At 63.8% G+C, this 12911-nt stretch carries 16 protein-coding genes; all 16 read right to left on the minus strand.

The features are described 5' to 3' along the window. Positions 1-7: 7 nt before the first annotated feature. The 16 genes from SOM18_RS11225 to SOM18_RS11300 all read right to left on the minus strand — a co-directional run bounded on the left by SOM18_RS11225 (position 8) and on the right by SOM18_RS11300 (position 12871). The gene (locus SOM18_RS11225; protein ID WP_320481671.1) at positions 8-1963 is read right to left on the minus strand and encodes a hypothetical protein; all 1956 of its coding nucleotides are present in this window, start codon (positions 1961-1963) and stop codon (positions 8-10) included. Beyond that, the gene (locus SOM18_RS11230) at positions 1963-3006 is read right to left on the minus strand and encodes a gp53-like domain-containing protein (RefSeq protein ID WP_320481672.1); all 1044 of its coding nucleotides are present in this window, start codon (positions 3004-3006) and stop codon (positions 1963-1965) included. Before SOM18_RS11230 ends, SOM18_RS11225 begins: the two co-directional genes overlap by 1 nt. Further along, entirely contained in the window at positions 3003-3665 is a 663-nt protein-coding gene (locus tag SOM18_RS11235; RefSeq protein WP_320481673.1) for a phage tail protein I, read from the minus strand. The genes SOM18_RS11230 and SOM18_RS11235 overlap by 4 nt, the downstream gene beginning before the upstream one ends. After that, on the minus strand, positions 3646-4545 hold the full coding sequence (locus SOM18_RS11240) for a baseplate assembly protein (protein WP_320481674.1): 900 nt from the start codon (positions 4543-4545) through the stop codon (positions 3646-3648). The genes SOM18_RS11235 and SOM18_RS11240 overlap by 20 nt, the downstream gene beginning before the upstream one ends. Before the next feature lie 71 nt (positions 4546-4616). Beyond that, positions 4617-5075 carry a phage virion morphogenesis protein gene (locus SOM18_RS11245; RefSeq protein WP_320481675.1) on the minus strand — a complete coding sequence of 153 codons (459 nt, stop codon included), beginning with the start codon at positions 5073-5075 and terminating at the stop codon, positions 4617-4619. Continuing rightward, positions 5072-5554, minus strand: a complete 483-nt coding sequence (locus SOM18_RS11250) for a phage tail protein (RefSeq protein WP_320481676.1) — start codon at positions 5552-5554, stop codon at positions 5072-5074. Before SOM18_RS11250 ends, SOM18_RS11245 begins: the two co-directional genes overlap by 4 nt. After that, positions 5551-5847 carry a hypothetical protein gene (locus SOM18_RS11255; RefSeq protein WP_320481677.1) on the minus strand — a complete coding sequence of 99 codons (297 nt, stop codon included), beginning with the start codon at positions 5845-5847 and terminating at the stop codon, positions 5551-5553. The genes SOM18_RS11250 and SOM18_RS11255 overlap by 4 nt, the downstream gene beginning before the upstream one ends. After that, on the minus strand, positions 5801-6268 hold the full coding sequence (locus SOM18_RS11260; RefSeq protein WP_320481678.1) for a hypothetical protein: 468 nt from the start codon (positions 6266-6268) through the stop codon (positions 5801-5803). Before SOM18_RS11260 ends, SOM18_RS11255 begins: the two co-directional genes overlap by 47 nt. Further along, positions 6265-6780 (minus strand): lysozyme, encoded by a 516-nt coding sequence (locus SOM18_RS11265; protein ID WP_320481679.1) that lies wholly within the window; start codon positions 6778-6780, stop codon positions 6265-6267. Before SOM18_RS11265 ends, SOM18_RS11260 begins: the two co-directional genes overlap by 4 nt. Continuing rightward, positions 6780-7136 (minus strand): hypothetical protein, encoded by a 357-nt coding sequence (locus SOM18_RS11270; RefSeq protein ID WP_056405911.1) that lies wholly within the window; start codon positions 7134-7136, stop codon positions 6780-6782. The genes SOM18_RS11265 and SOM18_RS11270 overlap by 1 nt, the downstream gene beginning before the upstream one ends. Before the next feature lie 2 nt (positions 7137-7138). Next, positions 7139-7363 carry a tail protein X gene (locus tag SOM18_RS11275; RefSeq protein WP_320481680.1) on the minus strand — a complete coding sequence of 75 codons (225 nt, stop codon included), beginning with the start codon at positions 7361-7363 and terminating at the stop codon, positions 7139-7141. Then, complete coding sequence (locus tag SOM18_RS11280; protein WP_320481681.1) at positions 7363-7836, minus strand: head completion/stabilization protein; 474 nt, start codon at positions 7834-7836, stop codon at positions 7363-7365. The genes SOM18_RS11275 and SOM18_RS11280 overlap by 1 nt, the downstream gene beginning before the upstream one ends. A gap of 112 nt (positions 7837-7948) precedes the next feature. Continuing rightward, a complete protein-coding gene (gene gpM / locus SOM18_RS11285) occupies positions 7949-8716 on the minus strand; it encodes a phage terminase small subunit (protein WP_320481682.1) in 768 nt (255 codons plus the stop codon). A gap of 72 nt (positions 8717-8788) precedes the next feature. Next, positions 8789-9880 (minus strand): phage major capsid protein, P2 family, encoded by a 1092-nt coding sequence (locus SOM18_RS11290; RefSeq protein ID WP_320481683.1) that lies wholly within the window; start codon positions 9878-9880, stop codon positions 8789-8791. A gap of 56 nt (positions 9881-9936) precedes the next feature. Further along, positions 9937-10746 (minus strand): GPO family capsid scaffolding protein, encoded by an 810-nt coding sequence (locus SOM18_RS11295; RefSeq protein WP_320481684.1) that lies wholly within the window; start codon positions 10744-10746, stop codon positions 9937-9939. Positions 10747-11098: 352 nt separating this feature from the next. Further along, the gene (locus SOM18_RS11300; protein WP_320481685.1) at positions 11099-12871 is read right to left on the minus strand and encodes an RNA-directed DNA polymerase; all 1773 of its coding nucleotides are present in this window, start codon (positions 12869-12871) and stop codon (positions 11099-11101) included. Between the last annotated feature and the right edge of the window lie 40 nt (positions 12872-12911).

The following is a 12911-nucleotide window of genomic DNA, read 5'->3' on the forward strand; positions in this document are numbered from 1 at the left end:
CCCGCGACTACATGGCGACGATGGCTGTCGAGATCCGCGTTTCGTGACCAACCGGTATCGTGACGGACGCCTCGCTCGGATTATGGAGGCTTGGCTGGATCGTTACCCACCGATCCTCAATGGTCGAATTTTCCGCCAGTACCTTGTCGTCGATCGCCAGACTGCCGCCACCCGGTTCGGTGGCATAGTTCGTCCAGAAGGCGGTCCCCAGGCGCAGGATAACGGTGCCGGACGTCATCTCGACGGAGCGCGTGACCAATCGCTTGCCCGCCGGCAGCAATACCCTGATCGGATCGATCGCGACGCCCCCACCCTTGCCGAGTTCCTTGGCAGCGCTGAGCCGGATAATGTGGCCACCATAGCCTTGGAGGCCGAGAGCGCGGGTGAACCCCATGTGAGGATCGGCAGCCACATTGCCGGTGAGTGTCCGCGCGCTTTTCGCGTCGGCCCATACCGCGATCCAGCACGCCGTGTTGCCGGTGATCGTGCCGTTGATCCGAACGGCGACGCTGTTCCACACGTTGATCGCACCGCTGGCATTGGTCGCATTGCCCGTCGTCCAGAACGGCGTATCGATCGTGGCGTCGATCCGGATACCGACGCAGTCTTCGATGAGGATCGGTGCGCCGGTCGTCTTTTCGAGCAGCCCCTCGAATGACACGCCGTTGCAGCGTGTGAGACGCAGGCCAATCCGCTGTGCCCACGGCATCGTCGCGGCATAGGAACCGCTGCGCGCTATGGTCATGCCGCTCATGACGACCATCTCGCAATCCTCGAGCACGACGCCGTCGAGCGTGGATTCGAAGACGGTGACGCCGATGATCGAGACGAGATTGCACTTTCGTATATAGATCGAGTTGGACTTGGCCTGGTACAGGCGGTTCATCTCGTAGCGCAGGCCATCGCACCAGTGCGCGTCGAGGATGTATTTGCAGTGGAGCGCGATGACGATGCCGTCGATCCGCGCGTCGCGGACAGTATAGCTGGACGACGCTGCGGTGCCGAACGCCAGGACGCGCTCACAGTCCGACGCCATGATGCGCGACAAATGCGGCATCTGAGCAACGGCCTGCCCCGGCGCCGGATTTGCCGAAATCCCCTTGGCAAGTCCGAGTAGACCGATGTCGATCAGTTCGATCTGCGACGAGGCGGTGATGTCGAACCCGATCGTATCGTCGACGGAGCCCTGGTCCATGCCATAGCCCGATTGCTTGCCGAGCTTTGCCCTGACGGTGACGCCGACGATCGTGACGGAATTGAGTCCGCTCAGATCCCAGGCTGTCGTTCCCTTGTCGATGACGATGACCGTCCGCTCGATCGTCGGGAAAGGCGACCCGACACCTCCAGGTGCGCCGAGATACGGCTCCCACGCCGATTTGCCGCTGCCGAGGATCGTCTGACCACTGCGAGGACGAAGCCGACCACTGCCGATATAAAATCGGCCTGTCGGGAGATTCCCGCCGGCGTCGATGCACGCCTGAAGCGCCGCGAGGTCGTTTGACAGGCCATCGCCCACCGCGCCCTTATCGTAGGGGCTGATATTCTCGTTAAGCTTGTCCTCGATCGAGCGACGGCCGAACGAGATCGAGCGCGAGGTCTGGCGGACCAGCGCACCGGATGCCAACGGCACGGTATCGAGCGCGACGACCCGATCGTCATCCGCCTGACCGGTGAAATCGTCCTCGACGAAGCCATAGGTGACGGGCGGCGCGCTGCCGTTGATCAGGATCGTCGACGGGAACAGCGCCGGGTCGATCGCCTTCAACGCCGCCAGCGACGTGAACGTGTTCGCGGCCTCGCCTGTGGCGCCACGGTCCCCCTTGTACCAGTATTGCAGGTAGGGCGTGATGAGATTGCGGAACGAGGCCATCGCTACGCGCTTCGTTCGGGCGCCCTGGACGACGGTGAGGAGTTCCTCGCCGTCGAGTTCATCGGCGATCGGGAGTGCGGTGATCTTTGCCATTATCGTCCTCGCGCAAACCAGCGGAAGCCGCCTGCGGCATCGACGGTCGGCGTTTTGTGGTTCTGAGCGTAAAGCGTGGCGTGGTCGATCGAGAGCGCGACCTCCTGCACCGTTGACTGACCATCATTGGTCTGCGCGGTGTTGATGACGGTTGCCCAGAGGCCTTCGCACTCGTTGAGGAACGGCCACGGAAAGTTCAGCGTGAAGGTGGACTCGGTTCCCGGTAGTCCGGAAACGCCGCTCATCTCGATCAGGCCATCCGAATAGCGGCGGTAGCGGTTCACGCCATCCGTCTGCTGCTCGACCAGGAAGATGAAACCGGCCTGTTTCAAGCCGGCCGCGGTGGCAACGTAATCCGGTGCGGCACCGAAGCGCAGCTGTTCGGCGTTGGCGGCATCGACGGTGAGCGTCCGACTGGCAGTGAGATCACCGCCGCCTTTCACGAGCCCCGCTCCGTCGATCCTCCGCGACATGATTGACGCCAGGACGTCGGATACCGCGTTCTGAAGACTCTTGAGCATGGCCGCGACGACCCACCCCGTCGTCACGCGCGTCGCGTCCCCGGTCTCCGCCTCCTCGATCGTTGCAAGTTCGACGACCCCGCGTGTCACTTCGGTCGCTGGCGGGATCAGGAAGTTGGTGTCGCCAAACGTCAACGCGTCGATATCCGGTGTGGTGAACGCGATATCGAGCGCCAGGTGAAGCGTCGTCAGCGTCGATTTTTCGAAGATCGGATCGGGCTGGCCGTAGACCGCGAACAACGTGCCATCGGCAAGGAAGAGGCCGATGCCGCGCACGCTGTATCCGACGGCATCGGTATCGCGGATTACCATGTGGACGATATTGTTGCCGACCGCCTCGCCGGAGATCGTCTGGATGCGCCGGAACTCACCCGGCAGGGCATCGAGCGTCGGCGCAATGACGAACTTCGCATCGGTCAGACCGACGCTGGAGATCTGCAACTCGATACCCTCGCCGACCTGCGCCGCGGTGAACCGCTCGCGCCCGGCGTTGGTCATCGTGATGGTGAGTGCCGCGGTCATGGGGTGGTATCCAGAAAGGCGCCGGTCGCGGGATCTTGCAGCGGCTCGCCGTCTTCGGTCTGAAGATAGCCGTCCCATTCCGGCGAGGTGTCGATGACCAGTGTTGGTTCGATCCGCAGGAGTGCTGCGACGCGCGCGGTGACCAGCGTTCCGATCGCAGCCTCCAGCGGCAGCCGCTGCACCAACGTGAAATGTTCACGCAGTGGCTTGGCGCGCCCGACCTCGCGAACGATCCGCTCGGCAAAGACCGCGGTCACGCGCGTACCCGACGCCGCACCATCCGTGCCGATGATCGGCAAATGCACTTCGAAAGTGTTGGCCGGCGCGCGCGGGGACGCCTCATGCCATTCGACGATGCTGGCCAGTTCGTCGAACCGGGCAAGCACGGCCTCGACCGACATCCGCGTGCCCTTGATCCGGTGCAGCGCGATCGAGCGCGCGACCGCATCGCGCTTGGTCGCCTCGGACCATTCGGGATCCCACGAATCCACCGACAGCGCCCAAGCTAGGAACGGCAAATCGCCAAGCGGCATGGTGGCCGGATCCCATAGCGCGGCGATCGGCGCGTCGATGTCTGCCAAGCGCGCGGTTCCAGCCTCGAGCGCGCGTTCGAGCGGCATCGCGTTCGGGGGCAGCAGGCTAGGAGGCATAGCCGCCATGCGTGATCGCGATGCCGGTGCAATTTGCGGCTTCGGTCAGATCGCAGTCGATGTCCGCGATCGGAGCCGGCAGGTTGACCTTGTGGACGCCCTCGACTGTCAGGGCGGCGGTAATCCCCGACGTGGTGATCGTGCGGCCGAGCTTGCGGTTGAACGCGAGATAGGCGTCCAGTCTCGTACGTGCGGCTGCGAGGACCAAGTTGATGTCGGGGCCGTCGAACGTGATCAGGCTGGCGGTAATCGCAAAGCCGATGATCGTGGCGGATGCGACGGTGACAAGATCGCCGAGCGGGCGAATGGCGGGATCGGTTACTATCTCGGCGACCGATGCAAGCAGCGCAGCCGGCGCGGTGCCGTTACCGGTCGCCGACAGGACCGATACGAGGACCTCGCCAGGCGCCGGCGACGTGGCACTGGCGTCGAGGACATCGGCGCTCGCGTCCTTTGCGTGCTTTACATAGGCGAGTTCGGGGCCGGCGACCGAGAAGCCTTCCGGCGCAAGCACGATGCGCTGCCGATAGGTATCGTCGTCCTCGTAGATCGCCTCGGCACCCGTCGCGGCATCGCCCGGCGTGACGACCAGGCGGGCGACACCGACGAGCGCGCCGAGGTGATCCAGCCGGGCGTCCGTAGCGAACGCGACCATGAGCTGTTTTCCGCCGTCCTGAAACGCCTGCCGGATCAACAGCTCGCGGTAAGCGGCGGTTTGCAGCACCTTGACCGCCGGGTCGCTGTCGACGGTCGCGTCGAAGTTCGGCAGCAACGCCTGCACCTGGGCAACCATTTCTGCAACGATCGTCTCGAACGTCTTTTGTTCGACGATGACGGGTGCGGGCAAGCGCGACAGGTCGACGGTCGTGGAGTTAGAAGTGGCGGCCATGGTCGGGCCATGTCGTCGTGCGCGCGACGCCATGGCTACGGCCCGCTCTTGTAGAAAAGCATTCTACAAGATCAGCGTGGCGCCGCCTGCGCGAGAATCAGGTCGAGGATCCGCTGTCGTTCTGGTTCCGTGAGGCCTAGCAGCACGCGCCGGGCGTAGCGCACCTTCGGCTGACCAGGCGCCGGGGCGTCCGATAGGCCGGCTTGGTGGATGCTGGCGATCTGCGACGCGCGCCCGCCGAAGCCGACCCATATCTCATCGCCGTTGCCGCCAGCCTTCAGGCTTTTGGCCATACGCAGTTTGCGGAACATCTTCTGCTGGCGCAGCTTCCCCTTCTTCCTCCCCCGATCGGGCTTGGGACGTCGCGGGGCGAACGCCGCCCCTTCCGGATCGCGCTGGGCGGCGATGCGATCGGACTGGCTCTTGCGGATCTCGCGGCCGATTGCGCGCATAAGCCGCGCGCGCTCGGGTGCGGCGGTGCGCAGTAGCAGATCGCGGCAGAACTGTTCGATCGGTTCGAAGTCGGTCATCGCGTGACAATCTCGATACTGCCGGCTGCGTCATCGATCAGCCCGGCCCACAGGGCGGTACCGGTCGGAACGCCGGCAAACTGATCGAGCAGAACGGGCTCGGGCAGATGCGAGACCTTCAGGCCCCTCGCATGCTGTTCGACGCGCACCAGCTCGGTCAGCTCGAGCGTGATCGTAATGTCGCACGTCTCGGCATCGAGCAGCTCACTTTCGAAGGTAAACGGCTTACGCTCGCCTTTCTCGAACAGGTCGGGCTGGTTGGCAGCGATCCATGCCAGGATCGGCACCAACAAAGTGTCGACACTCCCGGCATGGTCTTGCACCCAGATCGAAGCCGTGTAGGAATATTCGAACGACAGCGAGCCGGCGCGCACCGCGACGTCCCCCTTATCGACAAAAATCTCCATCTTCTCCGGGCTGTTCCTGATTGTGGGAACAGATGCGATCAGGTGCGCGCGTAAGGTCACGAGCTTTTTCATTGGATCGGCTTTCCCGGGACTGGGCAGCTGTCTGCCGCCAGCCAGTTGACCAGCCGGTCTTTGCCATCGGCGTTCGTGCGGAAGGCGCGGGCCATGCGGATGATGCCGGCGCGGATGGCCGTCGGGATCTGCGCGATCAGCGACGCATCTTCGGGCAGGCCGGCGGGGCGCTCTGCACACATCATCAGGTCGGCAGGTGGCAGCGGCCGTTCGATCGCAACGGCGACCGGTACCGCAACCGGCGGATCAGCGGGTCGGTGGGCGCAGGCCGGCAACGCCGTTGACAGCAGCAAGCCACTCACGATCGACAAGGTTGCGGCGTTCGGCTTCGGCATCTGCGGTCTCCATGCGGATGGCCGCGGCGCTGGCGGCTTCGGCCGCAAGGCGCGCGGCCTGGTTGTCTTTGACGGTGCGGGCGCTGGCGTCGGCCATCGCCTTGGCGAACAGCCGCGCGGTCTGCTGGTCGGCGTCGGCGCGGAACGCGACGAGGCCGGCAATATGGCGCGCGCAGAGCACGCCGCGCGCTGCGGTGTCGGTTGCGCCCCATTCGACACCCGAGCGCGCGCAGACGATCTCGGCGCGGTGCACGGCATCGTCGCGATCGGCGCGGACCTGCTGGAAAAGGACATAGAGCCAAGCCCCCGCCCCCGCGACCGCGAGCAGGACGAGAAACGCAGCCTCGCCGCGCAGCTTCGACAGGATCGCGCGGATCATCGCGGCAGACCTTTGAGGCAAAGGTCGCGCTCCGCCTGGCGTCGACGGACGAGACCGTTCACGACCTTGCCGCCCGCCTTGTTCCACAAAAGGAAGGCGTCGCACGCCGCGCGCCACTGGCCCGCGTCGAAGCGGCGGTCGACCGTCGAGCCGCAATAGGCACCGGTGCCGATATTGTAGGCAAGGCTGATGGCTGCGGCTAGCTGGTTGGGATGGCCGCGAAGCGATGGCGTGCAGGCGAGGACCGGTTCGGCGTGCCGGATCAGCGCGGCCTCGTCGCGGGCTTCGCACCCCGCAACCGTCTCGCGCATGCCGGGCGTCACGCCGAGCGTCTCACCCCCGCAGATCGTCCAGACGCCGACGATGTCGCGGTAGGCTTCGAGCCGCGGCCTGCCGCCCGACTCCCATGCGGACACGAACGGGGTGACAATAACGGCGGTGGCGAGACCGACGACGCCGATCAGCGTCTTGGCGCGCGCACGCGCAGGCGTGGTGGTGCCGGGGTTCGGCATCACTTTTTCTCCTTCTTGGCGGGGAGGAAGGCGACCAAGCGGTCGCGGATGATGCCGGGCAGCTCACCGGCCGCGGTCGCGCAGCCGGTGATGAAACCGGGCGCGGTCTTGAAGGCGACCATCCCGAGCATGAACCCGAGCGCCTGGAGGACGAAGGGATGGAACGGGTAGACCGCGCCGGCCGCCCGCTGCACGAAATAGCTGACGACAACGCCGACCCAGAGCTGTGTCGCGCGCTGCCCCCAGGTGAGGTCCGGATCGTACAGCATGCTGACGATCGACCCGAGCGCGGGCGGAACGAGCGAGCCGAGAAAGGCGAGCAGCCCTTCGGCCAGGTCATGGAGGAGCTTGTGCATCGTCAGTCCCACAGGTTGACGACATCGGTGCGCACGGCGACGGCCGGCGCGGCGATGGCGGGAAGGTTTACGGGCAGCCCCTTGGGCAGGATCGGGCCGCGCGCGGCGATGCCGGGATTGGCGGCGAGCACCGCCGGCAGATCGGCGGGACCGAGCCCGCGCTCGCGCCAGATCAGCGCATCGAGCGTATCGCCGTCGCGGGCGCGGACCGTGTCGGGCGTCGTCATCAGATCAGCTCGACACAGGTGCGCGTGACCGCGAGCACGTCGCGGATCGCGTGCAGCGAATCGCGACGCAGCTCGGCGACGCTGGGGTCGAGATCTTCCGCCTTGCGTTGCCCGGCGCCGGTCAGATCGACGTCGCGGTAGCGCTCGACGACTTCGGCCTTGGCGGCGGTGAAGACGGCGCGGCGGTAGAGCAGCACCAGCGTGCTGATGCCGTCGATCGTCGAGGCGGGCACGCTCTCCAGGCGGAGGATCCCCGCCGCGCGATGCCCTGCGGCCCAGGCGGCGAGATCGCGCCCGACCGTCAGGATGCCCGCGATCAGCGCCTCGCGCGCCCGCGCGGGCGTGACCGCGTCGCGGATGCGGTGCTGCTCGCGGAACATGGCGGGGTCGATGTCGGGCAGGAAGCCATCATTCGCGATCAGCGCCGGGGCTGGCGTATCTTCGTCGGGCAGGACGGTCGCGATGATGGTCATGGGGACGGTCCTTGATTTCACGGGGGTGGGGATCAGGTCGAGCGACGGCCCTGTGGCCCGAAGGCCTCCCGTCTCGCGTGATCCGTCCCCGAGCGCCGGGGGCGAGCTTGGTTCAGCCGGCGGTGTCGCCGGCCTCGGATTTCGTGGCGGCGATCTTCGCCTTTTCGAGACCGCGCAGCATGGCCTTCACGCCGACCCGGTCGTGCAGATCCTGCGCGCGCGTCAGCATGGCCGTGGCGCGGTCGATCGTCGGGATGATGGCGTCGCCGGTGGACATGCCCGCCGCGCGGATCAGCTCGGCGCCGATCGCCTTGAAGAGCTTGGCGCGCGGCTGGTCGTGCATGTCGAGGCCGTCGGTCAGCAGTTCGACGGCCTCGAGCACGTCGAGCGGGAAGGCATCGCCGCGAACCTGCGTCTTCAGCGCGGCGTCGGCGATCTCCTCCAGCACCAGCGTGGCGGCGTCGCGCTCGTATCGCTTGGGCATGGGGATCGAGAAGCGCAGCACGAAGCGGGCGAGCGCCAAGGCGCGCGACCAGTCACCGACGTCCATGCACCAGACCATGATGGTCGGCAGCACGTCGTCGGCGCCGGTCGGCTCCAGCGTGCTGGTGTCGGCACCGCGCCCGGCATCGAGCAGCCCATCGCACCATGCGCGGTAGTCGGGCAGCATCTCGCGCTTGGCGGCGACCTTGCGGTCGATCGACTTGATCTGTTTCAGCCTCTGCATGTCATGGCGCAGCCGCATGGATATCGTGGCCGCGGCGCGCGCGGCCGGCGTGTTGCCAGCGGGCATGAGCGGTTGGTCCGCCGCGGTCGGTTTGGCGACCGCGGCGGTACGGATGTGCCCGCCCCCGGAGGCAGGAGCAGACGCCGCTTTCATGGCTAGGATTTGTTCCTGGCGTCGAGCGAAGCTCATGGCGTGTCCTGTGGGGGCGGGAACGGGGGGAAAGGGTTAGTCGCCGGCCGGCGCGCGCGCGGCGGGCGACTTGCCCATGATGATGTTCTCGATCAGCGCGGCCTTGCCCATGTCCTCGACGACATAGGCGTGGTTCACGCTCTCGTAGTTCTCGATCTGGTCGCGCTTGGCGTTGTCCTCGATCTTGCGCCGCTCGGTGCCGATCTGTTCGTAGACCGACAGGTTGGCGAGCGTGGTGATGAGGATGGCGTTCTTCGGGAATTTCGGCACGCGCACTGCGCTGAGCCCACCGATCTTCTTGTCGGAAAGCAGCACGTCGCGCGCGAGCTGTTCGGTCGCGCGGTCGCCCGATGCGTTGACGATCGAGAAATACTTGTCGTTGACCAGCTCGCGCCCGACGATCGCGACGAGATCGGTATCCTCGCGGTAATTCTCGTGCAGTAGCTCGATGCCGGCGAACACCAGCGCGTCGATGTTGACGTAATCGACCTCGGTGCCGACCTCGCCTGCGCCGACATAGATCGCGCCGGCTGCGGTCACGACACCGTCCGCGTCGCGCGTCTCCGCCTTCAGCTCGCCGCCCGCGGCATGGCGCTCGGGCGCGTCCTCGCGGATGTGCTGGAGCCAGCCCTTGTTGACGTCCTGAAGCAGCGGATAGGCGACCGGGTCGGTGTCCTTCGCGACGAAAAGGCCATTGAAGCCGATGGTGATGATGTCGACCGCCTTGGCGCTGACGATCGCGTCGCGCAGCAGCGTCTGGAAATTGGGCTGATGCGCCCAGGCGTCGAGCGTCTCGTACCGGATCAGCGTGTCGAAGTCGGTCTTCTCGCAGCGGTAGCGCGTCTCGTCGAGATCGCCGGGATAGCGCGGGCTGCGGTCCTTGGTGCGCGTGTCGGTGCGGCTGGCGATCGTGCCCTTCACGCCGACACCGACCTTGTCGCCCTCCTGCGCCACCACCGGGATGATGTTGATCTTCGACAGGAAGTCGCTCGATCCCTTGAGCTTGGCGCGCAGCGTCTGCGCGATCGCCGGCAGCACCTCGAAGGCGCGGCTGGGGTCGGCGACATTGTTGAGCTTGCCGATCTGCTGGGTATAGGCGTCGTACTTGGTGCGGGTGGCGTTGAGCATCGGGGCGGTTCCTGTGGAGGCGGTCTGACGGGGCGGTCGGTGTCGGGCGCGGCGGATCAGCAGTCGGTGACGGCGTCGTCCCCTGCCCCCGATGCCGGTGCGCGCGAGAAGCCGGACTGCTCGGTGGCGGCCAGCTGCGTCTTCAGCGTCGCGAGCTCCCGTTGCAGCGAGGCATGCGCATCCGTGACCGGCTTCAGCGCCGCGGTCAGCGAGCCGCTGAATGCGGTCCGCATGTCGGTGGCGAAGGTCGCCGGATCGAAATTGTCGTTGGCGGGCGGCGGCGTGACGGGCTCGGCGGGTTTGAATTTGGCGGCGACGGCCGAGAACAGGCGATCGACGATGCTGTCGACCTTCTCCTGTTCGGCCTGCTTCGCTTCGAATTCGATCGCGACGGCGTCGGATCCCGAGGCGAACACCGTGCCGGGCGCACGGTGCGAGAATTGCAGGCGCTCGGTGCCGATCGATGCGGGCGTATCGGTGAAGGCCAAACCGATGATGCCGAACTTGCCGCTACCGGCATAATTGGGGGTGAGCTCGACCGAGGGGAACGGCTTCTGGTCGGCCTTGGCGAGCGCAACCAGCTGGTCGTTGCCCTCGACGATCGCGTAGAGCGCGCGGCGCTTCTCGCTCTTGCCGGCGATGACGATGTCGTCGGTCTTGGCTTCGAGCGAGACGACGTCGCCATAGCCGTTGAAGGGCGGCTCCGGGCTGTAGCCGGAGACGTGTTCGAGGTTGATCCGCGGGGAATAGGTCGCGGGCGCGAAGGTCGCGACGCATTCGTCGATCATCTCGGGCGTGACCTTGCGGCCATCGCTGATGGTCTCGCCTTCGACGAAGGCGCGGAACGGCTTGCTCTTGGTGCCCATGGCGGCTGGTCCTCGGTTCGATTGCGGCGCGCCGGGCGCCGTTTGTTGGATCGAACAGGGACGAAGACGGGCGAAGTCTCAAGCGGCGGGTCTTGTAGAATGCTATTCTACAAGACGCGGAATGCAGCCGTTTTCAGTTATGCACCACGATTGTCTGAAATAGGAGGAAAACGGACCCGCCGTTGTGGAAAAGTGGATATTGTTTCCGCCGAAAGACGCTGTAGCATAAGTTACGAAAGACGCACTACGTCTCTTCCGCTTTCCCCACACCAGATGACTAGGATAAACGTTTAACCTCAGTGATATTGATTATGGTGACGTATAAGTTCTGTATAGGTATAAAAAGTTATATTCAGAATGGCACTTCGTCGTCAGGTTCATCGTCATCGTCGAGTGGATCAATACCTGCCCAGCCACGCCAGTCATGGATTGTGGAGCTGGATCCATAATCCTCGCCCAAAGTTTCGTAGCGCCTAGATCGTAGCGGTACGCTGGAAATGATCTCGATTGCACCGGGAAGAATTGCTGAACGACGCCCGTTAAGGTTTGCCTGCAATTTAGGACCAATGGCGGGCAGGTTCAGCGGTAAGTTGGTTGTGCTATTGTCAAAAAAGGAAATGCCTATGTCCCGCATTGCCCGAAAATGCGGGTCAGCCTGAACGGCCTCGCGTGCTCCCGGTACCAGCCAAGTCTTACGTATACCTGCCTCATAGACTAGCATCCAATATTCGCTGCGGAGGCTTTCGTCGTTCGCTGCGCCCATCCAGTCAGAAACGGCACCACGCCCGGTCAATAGGCGACGCGAACGCAACATCAAGGTAAGGCACGCACAGATACTGTTTTCGACCCTTCCAACGAGAGCTGTCGCGCGCTCACTTAGTTTGATTTCCAGACTGCGGCAGAGCCAAAGCACCCAAGCCACTTCATAATGATGGTTGTAAGGCGCATGATCCTCGATCATGCGCTCTACAAACTGATTTACAGTTGCGCCAATAGGATAGCCGGCGGCCGCATACGTGCAGATTATCTTTACAACAGCATCTAAGCAACTTGAGTTCTCGCGCACGACACGCAGTAAGAATGACTCATATAGATCCCAGTTTTCGCGCTGGATCAATATGCGCGATGTTGTTCGCACTGAATAGGATGCGATACTTTCATCGGGATACGACTTTGATAAATCAATCGCCTCTGTAAAGAAGCGCATTATATCGCGCCGCTGATCGCGCGGCGATGATGCAAGCGAGAGGCTGGCGATCGTTCCAGGCCAACTGGCTTCATTAAACTCTAGCGCCGCTGCAATCGCTGTCTTCGACGCGTTCAGTTGTAGATCGTAATTTAGAATAGCGCCGCGCAATGCAGAAAGATAGCGTTCAGCATCAACGTTTGAGTTGAAGGCAAGAAAGAAGTCATCAACGTACCTATAGCCATCGAGAAGAAGAGCTGAGATAGCCGGATCGATATCGCGCTCAACCGCACAGAGTATCAATTCGGAAATAATTCGAGAGCTATCAGGTCCAACCGGGATGCCAATTGTCTGCCCATCTTGGCATCCGCGCATTAAGAAATCGAGACGGTTCCCGAGAAGTCCCGTATCGCGACGATTCCGCTTGGCGTCTCGCTTACCATGCAGTGCCCAGGGAATCGAATGAGTGTAGATCGCATGGTAGAAGCTGAGCACATCGGTCTGGAGCGTTGCCCGGCTAGTCGCGTAAGCTTTAATTCGCCGTTCGGCCAGCAAGGCGAGCTTAGGCATCGGTACTGCACGGCTATCGTCCGGTGTAACCAGCGCTGGCGTCATGCTGATTGCAGACGTGGTCATTTGGGCTCTGACGGTGTCCCAATTATTAGCAAGGGTCTGAACTAGATGATATTGATTTACGGGGTTCGGAATCGCCAGCATCCGCCTGGAATGCCCTTTGCGCGCCATGTCGAAGCGACCAAAGTGCGACGGAAATGGATAGTTCCGTTTTTCTTTAGCGGGTAATCCGTCAGCATAGCCCCGCCAGGCAGCGGAAAGGGGGCCGATATTACGGGCAAGGCTTGCGCTGGTGAATGGCGGCGGCAGTTCCTTAGGCAAATAGCCGTGGCCAAGCAGCGCATCGATCAAGGCATCCTCGTCCATAAACTATGACCTAGCATTTGGTTCGATCTCGTCACGACAA

The organism is Sphingomonas sp. CFBP9019 (assembly GCF_034045155.1).
In the GTDB taxonomy this organism is placed as follows: Bacteria; Pseudomonadota; Alphaproteobacteria; order Sphingomonadales; family Sphingomonadaceae; genus Sphingomonas; species Sphingomonas aerolata.

Excerpts from the sequence above, each read along its gene's own strand:
- SOM18_RS11250 (WP_320481676.1), bottom strand. The coding sequence starts at position 5,554 with ATGAAAAAGCTCGTGACCTTACGCGCGCACCTGATCGCATCTGTTCCC.
- SOM18_RS11225 (WP_320481671.1), bottom strand. The coding sequence starts at position 1,963 with ATGGCAAAGATCACCGCACTCCCGATCGCCGATGAACTCGACGGCGAG.
- SOM18_RS11235 (WP_320481673.1), bottom strand. The coding sequence starts at position 3,665 with ATGGCGGCTATGCCTCCTAGCCTGCTGCCCCCGAACGCGATGCCGCTC.
- SOM18_RS11265 (WP_320481679.1), bottom strand. The coding sequence starts at position 6,780 with ATGCCGAACCCCGGCACCACCACGCCTGCGCGTGCGCGCGCCAAGACG.
- SOM18_RS11230 (WP_320481672.1), bottom strand. The coding sequence starts at position 3,006 with ATGACCGCGGCACTCACCATCACGATGACCAACGCCGGGCGCGAGCGG.
- SOM18_RS11300 (WP_320481685.1), bottom strand. The coding sequence starts at position 12,871 with ATGGACGAGGATGCCTTGATCGATGCGCTGCTTGGCCACGGCTATTTG.
- gpM (WP_320481682.1), bottom strand. The coding sequence starts at position 8,716 with ATGAAAGCGGCGTCTGCTCCTGCCTCCGGGGGCGGGCACATCCGTACC.
- SOM18_RS11280 (WP_320481681.1), bottom strand. The coding sequence starts at position 7,836 with ATGACCATCATCGCGACCGTCCTGCCCGACGAAGATACGCCAGCCCCG.
- SOM18_RS11295 (WP_320481684.1), bottom strand. The coding sequence starts at position 10,746 with ATGGGCACCAAGAGCAAGCCGTTCCGCGCCTTCGTCGAAGGCGAGACC.
- SOM18_RS11275 (WP_320481680.1), bottom strand. The coding sequence starts at position 7,363 with ATGACGACGCCCGACACGGTCCGCGCCCGCGACGGCGATACGCTCGAT.
- SOM18_RS11260 (WP_320481678.1), bottom strand. The coding sequence starts at position 6,268 with ATGATCCGCGCGATCCTGTCGAAGCTGCGCGGCGAGGCTGCGTTTCTC.
- SOM18_RS11270 (WP_056405911.1), bottom strand. The coding sequence starts at position 7,136 with ATGCACAAGCTCCTCCATGACCTGGCCGAAGGGCTGCTCGCCTTTCTC.
- SOM18_RS11245 (WP_320481675.1), bottom strand. The coding sequence starts at position 5,075 with ATGACCGACTTCGAACCGATCGAACAGTTCTGCCGCGATCTGCTACTG.
- SOM18_RS11290 (WP_320481683.1), bottom strand. The coding sequence starts at position 9,880 with ATGCTCAACGCCACCCGCACCAAGTACGACGCCTATACCCAGCAGATC.
- SOM18_RS11240 (WP_320481674.1), bottom strand. The coding sequence starts at position 4,545 with ATGGCCGCCACTTCTAACTCCACGACCGTCGACCTGTCGCGCTTGCCC.